The following is an 18,848-nucleotide window of genomic DNA, read 5'->3' as shown; positions in this document are numbered from 1 at the left end:
CTCTTAATCCGCGCTTTTGGTTAAGTTTCCCTAAACTAGGAAACACACCCGGCCGAACAGCACGTCATCGAGGTCTGAGACAGCTAGATCTTAGGGTAGCAGGCCTCCGAAGATATCGGAACGGATGTAAATTCCAATCCGCTGATCAACTCGTAAGTGCCAGCTCCTTGCACGCGATTTCCGCACGCTACGCCCGAGGTTGGGGTAAAGCTCATCCCCGTCAGCGCCGGGCCATTGTAAAAACCTTTCGCGTAAGCATCAATACCGCCAGGCGTACAGGCGCCCCCGACGTCTACAGATAAGCAGCGTGCTGCCCGCTCTGCCGCGTAATGCATCTGTGTAACGGCGGACATCATGATAGAGCCGTTGATAGTTGCGAAAATCAGACCCAAAAAGATCGGGACCACCAGAGCAAATTCAGCTGCCGCCGCTGCTGTCTCGTCACAGCAAAAACGCGCGAATGAGGAAATGTCATGAGGCATCATGCAAGTCGAAGCCAAGCTGTTCGGGTAATTCTCTTAGGCAAGAATGCCGCGACCGAAGCACCAGGGAAGACAGGGCTGAACGGGTAGCTTGCCTCAACAGCGATATAGTTGCCGGGGCTAGCCGTGCTGCCGGTGACTACCGCTGAACAATTCGCCGGAACCGTCGCGCCAATCGCCGCGACTTGAGTGAGTACCCCCCCAGATGTAGTGCAGTAAAATGCCTCAGCGGGTGTGCCAAGAGACACGTTGGAGCCAAGCGAGGTAGATTGTGCTGCAGCGAGCATAGTTGCAGTGAGCGCCGGACAGTTCGCGCCCTGTGTCGCGGGAAGCTCCGCGTCGGTGTCGCACAAAACGCGCGCCGCTCCGACGGCCTCCTGAGCGGCAAGATCCACTTGCATCTTGCTATACAAATACACGCTCAAATCTACCACGTTGAGCAGGATAAAAGCGAACGCAGGCAAGATCAGCGCCAATTCAGCAGCTGCGGCGCCGCTTTTGTCGCGCAGGAACTTTAGCAAGGTCACAGGACTAGTTTCTCGCGCACCGCAAGCGCAGGGCCGACTGGTACAGTCGGCGGGGTGATACCCGCCGCGGCACAGCCAGTGACGTCACCAATGATCTTCCCAGTTCCGTCAATCCGTACAGTATCCGCAACGAGTATCTGACAATAAGAACCATCATCAGCCTTGTCGACGATCCCGCTGAATGTCACGTTTGCGTTGGGAAGGTAAATGGCTCCAGTAATTTTCCAAGCAGGTTTGTTGCCTGTGTAAGTGAAGCCAACATTGGTGTTCCCGAGACGGGGGTCCTGATAGACCGCGACACCCTTGAATGGGTCGGCGCTGCCCGTTGGGGCCTCGATCTCCATCACGCCGGAACCCGAACCCGTCCCGAAGTCAACAGGATAGTGATGATAGGTGCTATCGGTTGTGCCAGAAAAAATGACAGTAGCCGTCGCCCCTGCGGCCGTCTTCACAGTGTGTCGATTAAGATCGAGGCGGCCATTGTATATCACTAGCTTGGTAGCGTTTCCTGTCAGCGTCACATCGCCTTTGAGCTGGATATCGCCACAAAGCTTGATTTCTCCGCTCATCTCGCCGTCAATTTGGACCACGTCCTCTTCGCCTAGTCGTGGATAATTTCTGCAGGTGTTCGGCGGGATGCTGGAAACCATTCCAGCATAGGGGTCAGCGGGTAATCCTGTCTGTCCCGAGAGGTTTATACCTCCCTGAGGGTTGGCGCATGGACCAGTCACAGTCCCACCTGCGACGGCGTAATCGGCGAGCAGCCCATTGCCCGCGCAAACCATATTTCCATTCGAAAGCGCTGCGCAACCATCAAGGTTTGCCTGGGGGGTGCCGTTCGTATCGAGAAGATTGAACGTCCACACACACACCGCGTTAGTCGGCGCGCCGCCGCCGCCACTTGAGCCTGCAGCGATAGCCACAGCGCGGGCCACAATTGATTGACTCGTCTGCCCCGGCGCGCCGAATCCGATAACGCGAGAAAACGAGAGTGGGAATGTCGTACCCACAATGGCTTCATAGCAGATCGATCCGGCAGCTACCCCGGGAGGGCACGAGGTGAGCGCCGAAGTGACGGATGCGCTGTTTACACCATCGACGAAGCCGAATTGCCTGGCCGCTGCTCTTGCTTCGTTCGAGGACAGACTCCCAGTTGTGGCGGTACCGCTGTTAACGGTTGCCGCCGCGAGAGCGGCGCTGTCTGCCGCATTCTGCGCAGAGCGCTGCAGATACTGCCAACTACCAAGCTCGATTGCGTAAGCGATGCTGCCTACCACAGGCACCATCAGGATCGCCGTCATCGGAGCGATCGCAGCACGGTTGCAATAGAACCATGACAAAAGCATGCGTAGCAAGCCACTGGCTGCTGCGGACTTGGCCCCGTCAATTGTCAGGTAATTTTGCACACTAAGCCCCCGCATTATTTGTCAGCTGAACCCTGCCTCTAATATCCAGGCCCTCACTAAAACTTTGATGCAAGGTTGCAGCAAGGCTGGCAAGCTGGGTCGGGATGTATAATGCGACTCGACCTAATCTCGTTCTGGCTAGAAAAGCATTCGGTTCATCAGATTGCAACCATTTGTCTGATGCCCGGGAGATGTGTGCCGTTATGAGAAGGGTCACCGGCATTGTTTGCTCTGTTGGCGATAAGCCGCGACATCGCTGTTGTGGGGGCAACGAGCGCAGAAGCTTTTTTGGGGCCGGCCAGGCGACAGAGGTACACAGTTCGAGCAATAAGGGATTGATAGGCCTACATTAGTCTACCCTAGACACTTATAAGTTGACCGTTAGGCTGTTCTGACCGATCTTGAATCAGCCTTGTTCTGGCGTCTGCGCATCCAGCCGCGCCAGTCGAGTCGAGCTACGAGAGTATATTTTCGATCCGACCAGTTCGGACGTGAGCTTGGTGGCCGAAGTGGCCGCCACAATTGCCGGGGGGCACATGCGGGGGCAAAAACTAATCTTACTTGGTGTCGCGCTGGCGATCGGCTTGGTGGCTGTGATCCTGGCTAATGCTTACTTCGGCGGCGTCCAAGATCAGCAGGAGCGCGTTGCAGAGCAGCAGCGATTGTCACCCATCGTTGTAGCCAGCCAAGAATTGGCGTTCGGCACTCCGCTGGGTGAGCAGAATCTACGGATAGTGAACTGGCCGGCAAGCTCCGTTCCAGCTGGGTCTTTTGCTTCCGTCGCAGAGGCCGCGCGTGGTGGGCGAGTAGCCCTACGTCCGATCGTCGTTGGAGAGCCTGTGCTTGCCTCCAAGATTTCCGGTGCTGATGGTCGCGCAACTCTCTCCGCCAATCTTCCCGTGGGTAAGCTGGCCTACTCGGTACCGATTACTGATGTCGCCGGCGTAGGTGGATTTATTCGTCCAGGCGACGTGGTCGATGTGCTGCTGACCCGGCAGATTCCGGGTGAGGGTGCTACAGCCAACGACAAGATGACGGATGTCATTATGGAGGCTGCGCCGGTGCTTGGCATCGACCAGGTTGCCGATGAGAAAAACACAAACCCGACAGTGGGCAAGACCGCCACATTGCAGGTGGACGCTTATGGTGCGCAAAAGCTGGCGCTGGGTATTCAGCTCGGCACCATCAGCCTGGCCTTGCGCAACGTCGCCGATCCTGCGGTCGGAGCCAATGCGACGGTGCTGCCGCAAAACTTGTCTGCGAGTGGCCGGTCTCTGCGCATCGGAGCGCGTACTGCCGCGCAGCCCCCAGCAGCGCCTGCTCCCAACGTGGTCCCGCAGCGCTCGGCCGCAATGACAGCTCCGCGTGCTACGCCGCAGCCCCGTCCCAGTGGTCCGACGATGACGGTCGTCCGTGGCAGCCAGCCGAGTGAATATGAGGTGCAACGTGGCTTTTAACTTGTTCCGAAGCACCGCTCTGGCGCTCGCGCTCGTCGCGGGCTCCTTCGAATCGGCGGTCTTAGCACAGGCTCCCGCGCTGCATGCCGGCTCGTTGGACGTGCCGCTCAACAAGAGCCAAGTCGTCACCGCTGACCGGCCGATTGCCAGAGCAATGGTTGGAAATGCAGACGTTGCCGATGTGTTGCCGATCACGGATCGCTCGATTTACGTACTTGGCAAGAAGATGGGCACTACAAGCCTCACGCTCTATGACAGTGCTGGCCGAGTGATGAGCATCATGGATATTGCGGTGGGCCCTGATGTGATCGCTTTGGAGGACCAGCTTCGGCGCGTAGTGCCGAATGAGCTGATCGAAGCGCGCATCTCGAACAAATCCATTGTGCTGACTGGTATGGTCAACAGCGCCGGCGCCGCCGACCGGGCCAACCAACTCGCGCGCGCCTTCATCGACGAGGAAAGCGGCGGGAGTGTCATCAATCTGATCTCGATGGGCTCGAGCCAGCAGGTTATGCTAGAGGTGCGCTTTGCCGAGGTGAGCCGGGACAGCGGGAAAGATTTAGGTGTTCGTCTCTCCGGACGCTCGCGTAACGGAACCTTCGACGGAATAACCGGAACGGGATCAGGTTTTCAGCCTACGATACCCGGGACCGTCGAAACCACGGTCGACAGCAACGGCAACGTATCCGTTAAGGAGAGTGGGGCGGTCCCCGCGTTCTTGTCGACGACACCCATTGCCAACATGTTTGGCATCCTGCGCAAGACCTTCGGACTCGGAAGTCTAGATATAACGGCGCAAATCAATGCGCTCGAGTCGCGCGGCTTAGCTAAAACATTGGCGCAGCCTACCCTGGTGGCACTGTCAGGCGAGCGAGCCTCGTTCTTAGCGGGGGGAGAGTTCCCTGTGCCCGTAAACCAGACGAGCGGCGAGGGCGGAGCGATCACTGTAGAGTTCAAGCCATTCGGCGTGAGCCTTGCGTTCACGCCGACGGTGCTTGGCGACAAGACTATCAGTTTGATCGTGGAGCCTGAGGTAAGTGCGATCGACCAGAACGCATCGCTGCGCATCGGCGATCTGGTCATTCCGGGGCTGCGCACGCGGCGCGCTAATACAACGCTGGAGCTACGCGACGGAGAGAGCTTCGCAATCGCCGGGCTGTTGTCGAAAGACTTCGAAACGACGGTCGAGCAAGTCCCTCTGTTGGGATCACTTCCCATCATAGGTGCGCTGTTCCGTTCCAGTAGTTTTCGCAAGGGCGAGACCGAATTGCTGATTGTCGTGACGCCGCACCTCGTTCAGCCGCTCCGACCTGAGCAAGTTCGCCTGCCGACTGACCGCGTCCAAGACCCACGTGAAAGTGACACATTCCTGTTTGGACAGCCTTACCGACCAGTTCCCGTCGAACCGGCGCAACCTGCGGCAACGAGCCTGACACCGGAGGAACTGATGATGGCTGAGCCCGCGGCCACGCAGCCCACAACAACTAGCGAGGATGGCTATGCCTACTAAGATCTTTGCGGCGGCCAGCTTCGCACTTGCGCTGTCTGCCTGCACGCACGGGCAGTCTGATGGACTGCCGTACCTGGGCGGCCAAGATAATTTTGGTGAAGCCAATCGCCAGACCATGGCGGCGCAGATTATCGATCCGGCGCCGGTCTATACCTCGGCTATACCCGAGACCCACGCAGAGCACGCTGCACAAGCGGTAGAGCGTTATCGCACTGACCAGGTTAAGCAGCCCGACAGAGTGCGGACCAGCGATGCTGGCGTGCCTGAGAGCAGCCGGGAGCCTGGCTGAGTCCGCGTGATGGGCAGCTATGAGATCTTGACGAACGCTATGGACATCCGGCCTCTGCATAATACCGACCGCATCCTCGTTGTGGCCTCGCCAGCTTACATCGAGGGGTTATCTAACGAATCAAGCATGCAGTTGTTACCTGGCCTGAAGCTTGCTCCACATGCGCCCGGCGAGGAGATCTCGGCTGACTTGTTCGTGGATGCCACGTTGCTAGTGATCGAGGTGGACCCATACGATCGCACTTCGGTTGCTCGCATCGGTGTCATCAGAGAACAACGTCCGGAGCTTCCTTTGGTGGCAGCGATTCAAGGGGCCAGCGTTCCACTTGTCCGAACTCTGGTGCGCCAAGGCGTTACCGACGTCGTATCCCTCCCGTTCGATCTTACGGAACTACTGCAAGTTTCGGTTGATGCGGCTACCGCACTCAGTTCAGCACCCGCGGCAAGCACAGAGCTGGCGCCCCTGATTGTGGTCGCTCGATCGATCGGTGGCTGCGGTGCGACTTCGATCGCTACGCACCTCGCTGCTGACCTCAACACCAATGACGCGCGTGGTCGCGGAACAATCATCGTGGATCTTGACCTGCAGTTCGGCAGCGTCGCAGACTATCTAGGCGTCGCCCCGCGCGGGAATGTGGCCGACCTCCTCGGAGTTCACGAGCGACTTGACGACGAGTTACTTCGCTCCGTCACTGCAGAAACCGCCAGGGGACTATCAGTCATTGCGGCGCCGGACTCGATCATGCCTCTGGAGTCGGTTGATACAGATGACCTGCTGCGCGTGATCCGCCTGCTGCGGCAACAGTACGCCAATGTTGTCTTGGATCTGCCGGCCAACTGGACGAGTTGGACCTTATCAGCCTCGCTCGCTGCCGACACGGTCGTGTTGGTCGTTGAACTCAGCATCGCGAGCCTGCGGCAAGCTAAGCGACGCCTCGAACTGTTCCGCTCAGTCGGAATCGACGATAGCAAAGTAGCGATCGTCGTGAACCGAGTGGAGAAGCGCCTGTTTCGAACGATCAGTTTAACTGACGTGGCGGAGACACTAGGGCACCCGGTGCTGGGCAGCATCGCGCTCGAGACACCAGTAGTGAATACTGCGCAGAACCAGGGCATGTTGGTCGGTGAAGTACAACGAAAGAGCCGGTTCGTTAGCGACATCGAGCATATTGGCGCGCAGCTTCGCAGCGGCTGGCGCGCTGGAGGACGATAGCGATGTGGCAGGTCCGCCGAACACAGCCAGAACCCGCGTCGGTTGAGAAAGCCACGCCCCATTCTGAGGCGGCGCCTGTTGTGGCAGCGCCGCAGTCGCCTGGGCAATTTGAAGTTTCAGACAAGATACTGTCTCTCAAGGTCCTTATTCACCAGCAGTTGCTCGATCGGATCAACTTGTCCTTGCTTGAGAAAATGCCTCGCGAGCAAATTTTCAAGGAAGTCACCGACATCGTCGGCGAGTTGCTCGAGCAGCGCGGCGAACTGCTGAACAGGAGCGAACGCTCTGCGTTGTCCAATGATGTACTCGATGAGCTGCTCGGACTGGGGCCACTCGAGCCTCTGCTGAAAGACGAGACGATCAACGACATTCTGGTGAATGGTTTCCAGACGGTGTTCGTCGAACGTTTCGGAGTGCTCGAGCGAGTGGGCACACGGTTCCAGGATGAGAAGCATCTGCTGCGGATTATTCAGAAGATCGTGAGTGCTGTCGGCCGCCGAGTAGACGAGTCATCCCCCTTTGTTGACGCCCGGCTTGCTGACGGCTCTCGTGTAAACGCGATCGTTGCGCCACTGGCGATCGACGGGTCGCTGCTGTCGATCCGCAAGTTTTCAAAAAAACCCATCAGCATGGACCGAATGATCGAGCTCGGCTCCATGCCGCCGGAGATGTCTGAGGTTCTACAAGGCATAGTAGGCGGCAGGCGCAACTTGATCATCTCGGGCGGCACCGGTTCGGGCAAGACCACCATGCTCAACGCGCTTTCAACCTTCATCGATCATCGCGAACGCATAGTAACGATCGAAGACTCAGCTGAACTTCAACTTCAGCAGGAGCACGTTGCCCGGTTGGAAACCCGGCCGATGAACATGGAGGGCAAAGGGGAAGTTACTCAGCGCGAACTGGTCAAGAACGCCCTTCGCATGCGGCCTGACCGTATCATCCTGGGAGAGTGCCGAGGCGGCGAAGCGTTCGACATGCTGCAGGCTATGAACACCGGCCACGACGGTTCCATGACGACTGTCCACGCCAATACTCCGCGTGATGCTTTGTCTCGCATTGAACAGATGGTCGGGATGAGTGGGCTTGACGTGTCTGCCCGTTCCGCCCGCTCGCAAATTGCTTCAGCTATCAACGTCGTTGTTCAGATTGGCCGCCTCAGCGACGGTAAACGAAAAGTGCTGTCTCTTAGTGAGCTGACCGGCATGGAAGGCGAAACGATCACCATGCAGGAGATCTTCCGCTTCAAGATGACTGGACGGAACGATGCTGGCGATGTTCTCGGCCACTTCGAGGCGACTGGTATTCGTCCTAAGTTTGCAGCTGAGCTCGCTGCGTATGGGATCAATTTAGACCCGGCGCTATTTCGGCCACAATCTCGGTTCGACACGCAGTGACCGAATTGCTGGTCAGACTTACCGTCTTAGTTGCGATTTTCGCGTCTGTCTTTCTTTTGTCGCAGCTGGTTCTTAGCACCGTCCTGAATCGCAGATCAGAACGCACCGCCGTTAACAGGCGGCTGACATTGCTACGGTCCGGTCTTGGCCGAGAAGAGGTCTCCAGCAGCTTGCTGAAGAACCTTCCGCCTGAACTGCCGAATGACGCGGGTTTACTGACGCGGGCACGCATTGCGTTCATCCGCATGGTCATGATGTCCGCCTTGCCAGTTCAAGCGCGCAGGCTTTCCGTCGGCATGGTCGTGGCAACGGGTACCGTCGCCACATTGATCCTGTTGCTAGCTTGGGGGGCTGGATACACGATCACAGTCGGCGCAATTCTGCTGGTCGTCGTGACTTCAGTTGCCCTGTCCATTGGACTGCCGATCATGATCATCAGTCGCATTGCGCGGCGCCGGCGAAAGAAGATGGAAGAGCAGTTTCCGGTTGCGTTGGACATCTTCACTCGTTCTCTGCGCGCCGGGCATCCAGTCGCTTCAGCGATTTTTCTCATCACTGAAGAAATGGAAGATCCGATCGGGAGCGAGTTTGGCCTAGTGTCAGACGAAGTTTCCTATGGTGCTGAGCTGACCGATGCGCTGGCCGACATGGCTGAACGCTGGGACTTGGACGACATGCGCATGTTCGTCGTTTCTATTTCCGTACAAAGTGAGACTGGCGGCAATCTAGCAGAGATTCTCCAAAACTTATCTTCGGTTATTAGGGCTCGGGCTAGCATGTACATGAAAGTTCGTGCGCTCAGTTCCGAAGGCAGGATGAGCGCGTGGATGCTGACAGCCTTGCCAGTATTGACCTTGCTGAGCATGCTGGCAGTCAACCCCGGCTTCTACTTCGATGTCGCGCAAGATCGAATCTTTGTCATCGGTTTTAGTTCGCTCATCGTCCTTTACGCAATCGGCGTTGTGATCATACGCAAGATCGTGGACCTGAAGGTCTGACATGGTCGAGTTTCTAGCTTCGAATTCTCTCGCTCGCATTCTTGTGCTCGCGACCCTCTTCGCCTTGATCGTAGGGGTCGCCATGCTGCTGATGGGCGCTATATCCAGGCGAGCCGTGGTCAAGTCTGACTTGCGAACTCTCGTCGAAGCGCGTGGACCCAGCGGTACCGCTGGGTTGCGTAAGCGGCAGGATGACGCTTGGAGCCGGCTCGTCGATAGGATTGAGCGCGCAGGGCTCACGCTGGAGGATACAAAGTCCGATCGCCTGCGCGACAAGCTAGTCGCAGCCGGGTACGACTCCCCGGCAGCCCCGCGGGTTTACACCCTGATCCGCCTCGTCCTCGTCATAGCGTTACCTACCGCTTACGTCGGTCTTAGCCTGTTGGGTGGAGCAGAGCTATCGTTCTTCAAGCTCTACCTGTTCGGGTCCATCGCCGCACTGGTGGGGCTTTACGCACCGGCACTCTGGTTGCGAGCTAAAGCTGATAGGCGCACAGAAGCGATTATAAATGGGTTTCCGGATAGCTTGGATCTCATGCTGGTGTGTGTCGAAGCGGGTCTGGGCCTTGAGGCTGCACTAGACAGAGTAGGCCGCGAAATGGCCTCGTCGCACCCGCTTATCTCAAAGCTGCTCACTACTGTCACGCTACAACTGCGGGCTGGGGCTTCGCGTGAAACCGCACTGCGCAAGATGGCTGCGGCCGCCAGGGTTGAAGAGATCAGCTCGTTTGCGACCTTACTGATCCAATCGGATAAACTGGGGACCAGCATCGCCCAGACCTTGCGGGTTTATTCGGCTGAAATGCGAGAGCGTCGTCGCATGCGAGCCGAAGAGAAGGCTCATCGCATTCCGGTACTCATCTCGATCCCGCTCGTCACCTGTATGTTACCTGTGATGATCGGTGTGCTGATGCTGCCGGCAGCCATCCGCGTGGTTCGCCAATTGCTTCCTGCTATGGGTGGAGAATAGATCATGCTGAAGCCGGCTTTGCTAATGGTATCAGTCCCCGCGCTTGCCTTAGCCTTGAGTGGATGTGCTTCGCTGTTCGGAAGCGGCAGAGTGGGACCGATCGCACAATCGCCTGAGAAGATGGCAGTCACACTAGCGCTCGAAAGCACGGAAAATACTGATGTTGGCCGCGCGCACCTAGCCGCAGGAAATCCCGGCCTCGCGATAGAGGCGTTTCAAAAAGCAATGGGGAACGGCGAGCCCGTCGCCGCCGCCACTAACGGCATGGCAGTAGCTTACGCGCGTATCGGAAGACCTGATCTGGCGCTGCGGTTTTTTCGGCAGGCAAGCGCCGCGGAGCCCGAGAATCCCAAGTATGCAGCGAATATGATGAAACTGCTCAGCTCTCCTGCAGCACCCGTCCAAGCGTTGCCATTGGATCGGCCAGCAGCCGTCGCAGCTGAGGGGCAGCAGGGTTCACTTGCTCAGAGCTCGGCGAACCTAGAGGGGAGGTCAGGCGCGCTGCAACGTGTCTCGCGAGTTGAGGTGAAGATTGTTACCCTGCCTCCGCAGCCAGCTCCGGTGGTCCAAAGAGCAGCGGTTGATATGCGCGCGTTTCGCCCCCTAGTGCGTCTGTCCATCGGGAAGGGTGATGTCCCTGCTGCGAAATCGTTCGTGAGGATAACTCTTCCCCCGCCAACACCGTCTGATGGACCTATCCTGAAGCCAGGGCCAAGGGCTGGGGCGTAAGCGCGCCGCTCGTCGCGACAAGGTCAGCGCAAAACCACCGTTCGAATGATCCGCTATGGAATGCCTGTGCAGTTCGACCAGGCAAGCACTATGCACTTGGCTACTGGAGGCCAAAATGCGCCGAAGGATCGATCGCTCTTCCGTCTCTGCGGATTTCGTAGTGCAAATGAGGGCCGGTAGAGTTCCCGGTTGATCCGACGTAGCCGATCACTTCGCCCCGACGGACTTGTTGGCCTTGCGCCACGTTAAGCCGGGACAGATGAGCATAGCGCGTTTGCAGCCCGCCTGTATGGCTAACTGCAACGAGCAGGCCGTACCCGCCGCTCCATCCAGATGCGTCCACAATACCGTCAGACGTCGCGAATACGGGGGTCCCGGAAGGGGCCGCAAGATCCATGCCGCTGTGTGGCATCATTGCGCCCGACAGGGGGTGGCGCCTCCATCCGAATGAGCTGGTCACCGTCATCCCGGCAAGCGGCCGTTGCTGAGACATGCTCGAGGCAATGCCTGACGCGCCACGCGAGCTTGTAAAACGGGGCTGCGGGAGAGCACGGGAGAAAACCGCATCAGCCGGGAGCTTACGAGACGACACCACTAATGTGCTGCCGCTGCCCGCTGCTTCAGACCGGACAAAGTAGACCGCAGTTCCAACATGATCGGCAGCACGGCTCACGCTGATGCGAGCGCCTCCGTCTCGATCGCTTTCTTTCGCCGGATCGAATATCGGCACAAGCCCGCTTGACGATTTCGGCATAGTGCTGGCTTCGTCGGCCAGTGCCGGAGCGGCCGCGACGCTCAACAGCAATGCTGAAAGGGCATCGGCCCAACGACTCTTAAGCATGACACCCCCCCTAGGCGTATGTACCGGCAGATCTGGCTGAACGCCAATGGTTTTGCGGATCAGTGCTAGGCGACGAGAAGCGATCTCAAGTTCAGAGGAGGGGCTGGTGACCTAAGCTCAGCGCCGCACCTCCTCAGGCTGGAATACTCGTGCTTAGAACCTGTCCTGCTGCTTCGCTCCGATCGATTGCGGCACACAGCCACTAATTCGCCGGTCGGTGTCGGAGCATTACAATCGGCTAAGGCAAGTTTAGTGAATTCTCCGTAGTGGATTATCACGTCAGCAGATCGGCGACGAAAGGACGTTCTGATGGGAACAGGAGAGGGCTCTTCGATATGCTTTGTCGTTAAGGCTGAAGATGTCCAAGCCTTGAACTGGATTGACCCTGGCTATCCGCGGCCAGTCAAGCTGGAGTGGATCAACCGAGCTACCGACCAGCTGCTTCGGCCGACAACAGTGAACATGTTGCTGAGGACCCTGTTCCACAACGTTGACACTCCCAGCGTCGTGAGGCTGCATCGATCATCAGGTCTACGTGTTCTGTTCCGCTCGGAGAGGGACCGAAACAGATTCGCCAAGATGTTTTCCGCGGCGTTGGCCGAAGATCTCGCAGGACGCTGCCACCGCGTGGTGGCCACATTCAAAGATTCGCGAGTGGCCCAGCAGGCCGTGTTAGCCCTGAAAGCGGCCGGAGTTCCCAATGAAGCGATCTCATTTTTGGGACGGCTCAATGCTTTCACAAATCTCGAACACGACCGGCCCGCGGGCCACACTAGTGCGGAAGTCGCAGGGCGAACGCTCGGTGGAGGCTTGCTGGGTGCATTCGTAGGAGCCGCTGTGTTATCGATACCAGGCATCGGCCCACTCGCAATTGGCGGCGCCATCGCCGCATCCACATTGTCAACGGCAGCCACGATCGGCGGCGTCGTGGGGGCCACAGCTGGTGCAATCACCAAGATGCTGAAAGATCATGACGTAGACGGCGTCACTGCGAAGTATTATGAAAATCAAATTAAGCAAGGAGACGTATTACTGTTGGTCGACACTCATGCGATCCAAGGTAGTGGGACTGATATCCTGCAGATCCTTCGCTCACTTGGAGCTCATGCTCAGTTTATCAATCAAGGCCGTGCTATTGGTTCACTCGTAGCGCCTCAACCTGCGCCTTCATGAAGTTCGATCATTCTCAGCAACGACGAGACCGCCAGCCACCAGTGATGGGCGACACGCAATTCCCGTCGCTGGCAGCAACAGCGGGTTAAGCGGCGGGTACTGAGGAGTAAGTCGGTCGCGCAGCAACGACGCTACACGCGGTGACACGCGAGAAAAGCTCACTCAACCGACGCTGATCAGACCGGTCCAGGTTCGGATCGAGTGATCCTAAGCTTCTCTGCCATAGTCTCGCCAGAGGTCGCTATCACATGATCGATCCCTTGTATGGTGATCGCCATGGTCCCCTGCTCCGTAGTTTCCACGAAGCCCTTCGCTTTGAGATACCAAAGATGGAACGCGAAAAGCTCTTCGGTGCAGTTCAACGGTTCTTGTAAGGACAATGGTGCGACGCCGGGATCATTCGCGCGCTCTCTTCGCCGCTTGTACAGGTGACGAAGAATAGTTTCGTGCGCTTGCCGATCTTCCAGGGGAGCTTCCTGATCCTGCTGCGCCCCACGATTATGTTCGTAGCGATAACGCGCGCCGCTGGCAGTCTTTGTCGCGTGGAGGAAATCGTACTCGGCTCGCCTGTCGTGATCCCGAAGAGCACGATAAGCTGATATCACCTCGTTCAACTTCTCGACGTCTGCCGTCTCAGCATGATCTGGATGAAACTGTTTCGCTAGGTCGCGGTAAGCGCGTTCTAAGTCCCGCGCGTCGCAGTCAGGGGTGACCTGAAGAATGTGATAATAGTCGATGAAAGTTCCGTCATTCACCAGCATTGCTTTGCCCCAATTGAGCCTGACGATCGCAGCGCGACCACGTTCTGCCCTACGTACGCTTCGTCTGTGAGTTCAATCCAGCCCTCGAAGTCGCTAGCAAACTCCGTCACGCCAAACGTAAGGGTACTGCGCCCTTTGTATGTCGCTTCCGTTCAGGTGCACCTTGGGGCTATCTCCAGCCTAGACCCCAGCGGGACAAAGTCAGAGCAACTCTGTTCAAAACAAGTTAGGAGAGAAGGCCACAACGCTTAAAAGCGCATACATCCTGGATCATTTGAAAATGTATCAGCAGAGGTGACACGCGCCGATCACTCCGCTTCCCACAGACGTTGTATGCTCAAGGGAACAGGGCAATCAGAAGAATAGGGTTTCGATCTGACCTGAACAGGAACTTCTGAGTCAAATACTGCACCTTACCCGACTGCCGTCCAAAAGGACGAAGACAGAAGAGACTCTCCTGTGCAATCATGTAACCGCGTGCAGGTAGAAGCCAACGAGAACGCCTGCCGAGGTGACGCTTACACAAAGCCAGTGCCACGAGAGCGGATACGCTGCGTCAGTGTGTTGAAGGATTGGTCTCATCTTTCACGCTTGAAGGAAACCCCGCAGTGCACCTAAGCACACTGCGGGGCTTCCGTTACTTAGACGTCAATGCTGGATTAGGTAGTCTTCGGCTGGCCCTTGGCGATCTCAGTGGTCGCGTTAGTAATCGCCCCGGTAATTGCAGTACCAAGGGCAATAGCAGCGACGGCAATGCCAGCACCGACAACGGCGAGGATCAGGGCGTACTCGGCAGCAGCAGCGCCGGACTCGTCACGAATGAAGCTGTTCAGAAACTTGGTCATGGTCAATTCCTACAAAGTGATGCGCCTAATGAGGCGCTAGTTATACATGGCCGTTAGGCCCCGGTATCTATTCCCGGTTTAGCACCACCTGATGCGGGACTTGGCGTTACCTGAGTAACGACTTTCACCCCCCTGTTGGCGATGAGCAATAATCGTATTTTAACTCCTCGCGGTCAATGAGCAGCATTCCCAAACTAACTAACTCGAAAAAACAATAAGTTAGGCGTGAGAAATATTGCTGGGAATGGTTAATTGCCACGGATGTTGGGTGTGTTGCCGGAACTCGACCCTAGTCAAACGACGATTCGAGTCGCCGTGCCGGAGCTAGCTGGCCATTGATATGGTCACTTTCGCGGTCGGATTATAATAGGCTTCGAATTAGACCCCTCGTGCCCGACATGTGAGTGGGAGGCGTGAGATCGAGCTCCCCGCATAGCTGATATCTATGGTTGGTCAGCCCACGGTAATGAGTAGTTAACCATTCGCCGTCAGCTTGAGCGAGCTTTGGGGGGAACTTGGCGATGCGTGTGCTGCTGATCGAAGACGAACCGACCACGGCCAGGGCAATTGAATTGATGCTGATGGCGGAAGGACTCAACGTCTATCAAACTGACTTGGGCGAGGAGGGTTTGGACCTCGGCAAGCTTTATGACTACGATCTGATCCTGCTAGATCTCAACCTTCCCGACATGCACGGATATGAAGTGCTCAAGAAGCTGCGCGTCGCAAAAGTGCAAACGCCGGTTCTGATCCTTTCGGGGAATGCTGACATGGACTCGAAGATCCTCAGCTTCGGCTTCGGAGCTGACGACTACGTGACCAAGCCGTTCCACCGGGAAGAGCTGGTCGCCCGCATCCGGGCAGTTGTGCGTCGCTCGAAAGGACATTCGCAATCGGTCATTCGCACCGGCAGACTTGCGGTGAACCTGGACGCTAAAGCGGTTGAGGTCGACGGCGCGCGGGTTCACCTCACAGCTAAGGAATACGCCATCATCGAGCTGCTCTCGCTAAGGAAGGGCGCCACGCTGACCAAAGAGATGTTTCTCAATCACCTCTATGGCGGAATGGACGAGCCTGAGGCGAAAATCATCGATGTTTTCATTTGCAAGCTGCGCAAGAAGCTCACCCACGCATGCAGCGGCGTCAGCTACATCGAGACGGTTTGGGGGCGGGGTTACGTGCTTCGGGAACCGGACGCGATGGCAACTGCCGCTTAGCTCGCCTTTCGGTCAGCGAAGCCGTTGGCAGGATAGAAACGGCCCACTGAAAGCCGGCTAGTTGACTTCAGGCCGGTTCGCCGAGTTGCAAGGGGTCTCGTGAGGCTTCTACAATCGGTATGGATCAGTGACGCGTTCGGACGAGTGTCGGGACTCTGTCGGCCCGCTTTCGCAAGTTGGCCGTCTTTTCGTGCGTCCTGCATACAGCCTTCAACTAGCGCGGCGCTGACCTCATTCGTCTTCTGCGCGTCCATCGTGAAAACGAATTGCCCGCTCAGGGGCGTTTGCGCCTCGTTCGCTTCCAGGCTTCGCAACCAGAAGTCTGACGATTGGTGAGCAACGGCCATCGACAGGCTGTCGGTGAGACGCGCAAGCTAGAGCAGCAACCTCCATGCTGCGAAAACAAGAGCGATCCAGATTGATGCGCTCAGGATGATAGCGATCAACAGACTCTGACCTATTGTTAGATCCCTTTGCATCTTGCCCTCCCAAGCAACGACCCAGGATGATGCTACTCGAACTTCCGATCCAGCCAAGAAGATTTGCATGATCCGGTAGCGATCGCTGCGCAGCCCATCAATCGACCGCAACCCTCTTCATCAGGGCAGTCAGTGTACAGCGGGGGGAAGTGTCCCCGAAGAACGGGCTCGTTCGCACGATCGAAAGCTAGGTTATTGCTACAACAATTGTCCAATACGGTGCCCCGCGACCAACCGGCACGAGGTCCGCATTCGAGTCCTTCGGCGAGTGACAGCTAGGCGCGTTCCAAGGACCGCAAGCACCAATTGTCACAAGCCGAAAAGCGACCCTCCGCCGCTCACCTTTTCGACACAGCGGTTTGATACACAGAAATGTATCAAAAGCCCGGGCGGTCTGGCATAAGGTGTTGAATTGGCTTGGGACGTGAAACTGGGAAGGGGCTCCTGCCGCCCCAGCCAGTCAGACCTAATCGCCGGCTTACCCGCCTGCGGATCGCTCGCTCTGGCAACGCGCGGGTTTTGCGCCGCGTGGCCCGACCTCGCGCAGGCGTTACTCCTTGCGGTCGGTTTTCCAGATAATCCGGTCCAGCAGCGACGGTTCGAGGGCATCAAAATCGCTCGCCGCGTGCCGTTCGGGCATCGCCGCGGTGTTCACCAGACGGCCCCGCCGGGCGGCGGGGCGGGCGTCGATGGCGCGCACCCAGCGCGCGACGTTGGCGTATTCGTGCATCGACAGGAAGGTCGCGGCGTCATTGTAGGCATCGCCGCGAATGATGGCGCCCATCCAGCCCCAGGCCGCCACATCGGCGATCGAATAGTCCTTGCCGCCCAGATACTCCGCCTCGCCCAACCGGTTGTCGGCGACCGAGAAAATGCGCTTGGCCTCCATTGCATAGCGGTTGATCGCGTATTCGAACTTGGCCGGGGCGTAGGCATAGAAATGACCGAAGCCGCCGCCGAGGAAAGGCGCCGTGCCCATTTGCCACATCAGCCAACTCAGCACTTCTGCGCGCGCGGGGTTCGCGCGGGGCAGCAGGAAATCGAACTTTTCCGCCAGATGCACCAGGATCGCGCCGCTTTCGAACACACGGAACGGCTCCGGCCCGCTCCGATCCTCAAGTGCCGGAATCTTGCTGTTGGGGTTGAGCGCGGTGAAGCCGCTGCCGAACTGGTCGCCGTCACGAATGTTGACCATCCACGCATCGTATTCCGCATCGCTGAAGCCGGCGGCTAGCAACTCCTCCAGCATGACGGTGACCTTCTGCCCGTTGGGCGTGCCAAGCGAATAAAGCTGGAACGGATGCTCGCCGACCGGCAGTTCCCGGTCGTGGCGCGGCCCCGCGGTCGGTCGGTTGATGCCCGCGAACACCCCGCCGTTTTCACTATCGTAAGTCCACACTGCAGGCGGGGTGTAGGTATCGTGGGCCATCGCGCGCTCCTGTTGGTAACGCGCCGAAGATGCGTACTCGTTCACATAAGCGCAAGAACGCGGAACCGGTCAGCCACGGTGCACGTTGGGCGGAGCAATGGCGTCTTCCCTGCAATATGTCGAAGACTCCGGCGCGGGGATTACCCGGAAGAAGGTCGCGCATGGATGGGCGTACTACGATCCGGATGGCTCCCGCATCACTGACCGCGACGAGATCGAGCGACTTAATAAGATCGCTCTGCCACCGGCATACACCGATGCCTGGTACTGCCCTGACGACTGCGGTCACCTGCTGGCTACCGGCATCGACGCCAGGGGGCGCAAGCAGTACCGCTACAACCCGGAATTCCGCGCGCAGCAGGAAGCCGAGAAGTTCGACGGCACTGCACAGTTCGGCCGTCTGCTGCCCAAGGTGCGCAGGCGCGTGGACAAGGATCTCGCCCGGCGAAAGTTGACCCGCGACCGCGCGGTGGCCAGCGTGGTCCGTCTGCTTGACCTGGGCGCGATCCGCGTCGGTAATGCGAGTTACGCCAAGGCGAACAAGAGCTTCGGCGCGACCACGCTGCTGCGCCGCCACGCAAAGCTGTCGGGCGCGAACCTGAAGCTCCGCTTCAAGGCCAAGAGCGGGGTGCTGCGCGAAACGAGCGTGTCGGACAAAAGCCTCGCCCGGTTCGTCCGCGCGGTTCAGGATTTGCCGGGGCAGCACCTGTTCCAGTGGGTCGATGATGAGGGTGAGGCGCACAACGTCGGGTCGACCGATGTGAATGCGTATCTGTGCGATGCGATGGGCGAACACTTCACCGCCAAGAACTTCCGCACCTGGCACGCCAGCGTGCTGGCCTTCCGGCTGCTGGCAGAAGCGGAGCGCCCGTTGACGATCAAGCAGTTGACCACCGAGGTGGCCGAACACCTTGGCAATACCCCTGCGATGGCGCGCAAGAGCTACATCCATCCCGCGGTCATCGCGTTGGTGGACAAGCAGCTCAAATGGCGCGCCAGGCTCAAGCTGCCGCGCTCCACCAAGTGGCTGAGCGGCGAAGAGCGCGGCCTGATCAAGTTGCTTGAGAGTGGTCCCAAGGCGGCCAAGCTGCTGTCCGCAACTTGATCTGCATTCAGTTTGGAACGG

At 58.1% G+C, this 18,848-nt stretch carries 18 protein-coding genes; 11 read left to right on the top strand and 7 right to left on the bottom strand.

The window, feature by feature from the left end:
* Positions 1-83 precede the first annotated feature (83 nt).
* The 3 genes from E0504_RS10360 to E0504_RS10350 are packed head-to-tail and all read right to left on the bottom strand — an operon-like array spanning position 84 to position 2,415.
* Entirely contained in the window at positions 84-485 is a 402-nt protein-coding gene (locus E0504_RS10360) for a TadE/TadG family type IV pilus assembly protein (RefSeq protein ID WP_131623690.1), read from the bottom strand.
* Entirely contained in the window at positions 482-1,009 is a 528-nt protein-coding gene (locus E0504_RS10355; protein ID WP_165938464.1) for a TadE/TadG family type IV pilus assembly protein, read from the bottom strand. Before E0504_RS10355 ends, E0504_RS10360 begins: the two co-directional genes overlap by 4 nt.
* Positions 1,006-2,415, bottom strand: a complete 1,410-nt coding sequence (locus E0504_RS10350) for a pilus assembly protein TadG-related protein (RefSeq protein WP_165938463.1) — start codon at positions 2,413-2,415, stop codon at positions 1,006-1,008. Before E0504_RS10350 ends, E0504_RS10355 begins: the two co-directional genes overlap by 4 nt.
* Positions 2,416-2,906: 491 nt before the next feature.
* On the opposite strand from E0504_RS10350, the gene cpaB reads away from it, so the two are divergent.
* Genes cpaB through E0504_RS54090 form a run of 8 tightly spaced genes read left to right on the top strand, consistent with a single transcriptional unit; the run spans position 2,907 to position 10,977 of the window.
* Positions 2,907-3,872, top strand: a complete 966-nt coding sequence (cpaB, locus tag E0504_RS10345) for a Flp pilus assembly protein CpaB (RefSeq protein WP_207912445.1) — start codon at positions 2,907-2,909, stop codon at positions 3,870-3,872.
* The gene (locus E0504_RS10340) at positions 3,862-5,382 is read left to right on the top strand and encodes a type II and III secretion system protein family protein (protein WP_207912444.1); all 1,521 of its coding nucleotides are present in this window, start codon (positions 3,862-3,864) and stop codon (positions 5,380-5,382) included. The genes cpaB and E0504_RS10340 overlap by 11 nt, the downstream gene beginning before the upstream one ends.
* A complete protein-coding gene (locus tag E0504_RS10335; RefSeq protein ID WP_131623682.1) occupies positions 5,372-5,671 on the top strand; it encodes a hypothetical protein in 300 nt (99 codons plus the stop codon). Before E0504_RS10340 ends, E0504_RS10335 begins: the two co-directional genes overlap by 11 nt.
* Positions 5,672-5,680: 9 nt before the next feature.
* A complete protein-coding gene (locus E0504_RS10330) occupies positions 5,681-6,883 on the top strand; it encodes a CpaE family protein (protein WP_373693886.1) in 1,203 nt (400 codons plus the stop codon).
* 2 nt (positions 6,884-6,885) lie between these two features.
* The gene (locus tag E0504_RS10325) at positions 6,886-8,280 is read left to right on the top strand and encodes a CpaF family protein (RefSeq protein WP_131623678.1); all 1,395 of its coding nucleotides are present in this window, start codon (positions 6,886-6,888) and stop codon (positions 8,278-8,280) included.
* Entirely contained in the window at positions 8,277-9,278 is a 1,002-nt protein-coding gene (locus E0504_RS10320; protein WP_131623676.1) for a type II secretion system F family protein, read from the top strand. Before E0504_RS10325 ends, E0504_RS10320 begins: the two co-directional genes overlap by 4 nt.
* Position 9,279: 1 nt before the next feature.
* A complete protein-coding gene (locus E0504_RS10315) occupies positions 9,280-10,248 on the top strand; it encodes a type II secretion system F family protein (RefSeq protein ID WP_131623674.1) in 969 nt (322 codons plus the stop codon).
* A gap of 3 nt (positions 10,249-10,251) precedes the next feature.
* A complete protein-coding gene (locus E0504_RS54090; protein WP_373693880.1) occupies positions 10,252-10,977 on the top strand; it encodes a tetratricopeptide repeat protein in 726 nt (241 codons plus the stop codon).
* Positions 10,978-11,077: 100 nt separating this feature from the next.
* On the opposite strand, the gene E0504_RS54085 is transcribed toward E0504_RS54090, so the two are convergent.
* Positions 11,078-11,374: a M23 family metallopeptidase gene (locus tag E0504_RS54085; RefSeq protein ID WP_373693885.1), complete on the bottom strand. Its 297-nt coding sequence runs from the start codon at positions 11,372-11,374 to the stop codon at positions 11,078-11,080.
* Between the two features lie 753 nt (positions 11,375-12,127).
* On the opposite strand from E0504_RS54085, the gene E0504_RS10305 reads away from it, so the two are divergent.
* Positions 12,128-12,991: a hypothetical protein gene (locus tag E0504_RS10305; protein WP_131623670.1), complete on the top strand. Its 864-nt coding sequence runs from the start codon at positions 12,128-12,130 to the stop codon at positions 12,989-12,991.
* Positions 12,992-13,167: 176 nt separating this feature from the next.
* Here E0504_RS10305 and E0504_RS10300 read toward each other — a convergent pair whose 3' ends face one another.
* A complete protein-coding gene (locus E0504_RS10300; RefSeq protein WP_207912443.1) occupies positions 13,168-13,746 on the bottom strand; it encodes a J domain-containing protein in 579 nt (192 codons plus the stop codon).
* A gap of 665 nt (positions 13,747-14,411) precedes the next feature.
* Entirely contained in the window at positions 14,412-14,597 is a 186-nt protein-coding gene (locus E0504_RS10295) for a Flp family type IVb pilin (protein WP_131623666.1), read from the bottom strand.
* A gap of 521 nt (positions 14,598-15,118) precedes the next feature.
* Between E0504_RS10295 and ctrA the strand changes: the two genes are divergently transcribed.
* Positions 15,119-15,814, top strand: coding sequence for a response regulator transcription factor CtrA (gene ctrA, locus E0504_RS10290; RefSeq protein ID WP_131623664.1), 696 nt, complete (start codon positions 15,119-15,121; stop codon positions 15,812-15,814).
* A 1,029-nt stretch (positions 15,815-16,843) separates the two neighbouring features.
* On the opposite strand, the gene yghU is transcribed toward ctrA, so the two are convergent.
* Positions 16,844-17,722, bottom strand: a complete 879-nt coding sequence (gene yghU / locus E0504_RS10285) for a glutathione-dependent disulfide-bond oxidoreductase (RefSeq protein ID WP_131623662.1) — start codon at positions 17,720-17,722, stop codon at positions 16,844-16,846.
* Between the two features lie 97 nt (positions 17,723-17,819).
* Here yghU and E0504_RS10280 point away from each other — a divergent pair, with 97 nt between their 5' ends.
* The gene (locus E0504_RS10280) at positions 17,820-18,827 is read left to right on the top strand and encodes a DNA topoisomerase IB (protein ID WP_131623660.1); all 1,008 of its coding nucleotides are present in this window, start codon (positions 17,820-17,822) and stop codon (positions 18,825-18,827) included.
* Positions 18,828-18,848 lie beyond the last annotated feature (21 nt).

Source organism: Parafrankia sp. BMG5.11, from assembly GCF_004337455.1.
The sequence above is the reverse complement of the archived record's forward strand: the minus strand, read 5'-3'. Positions and strand labels throughout refer to the sequence as shown.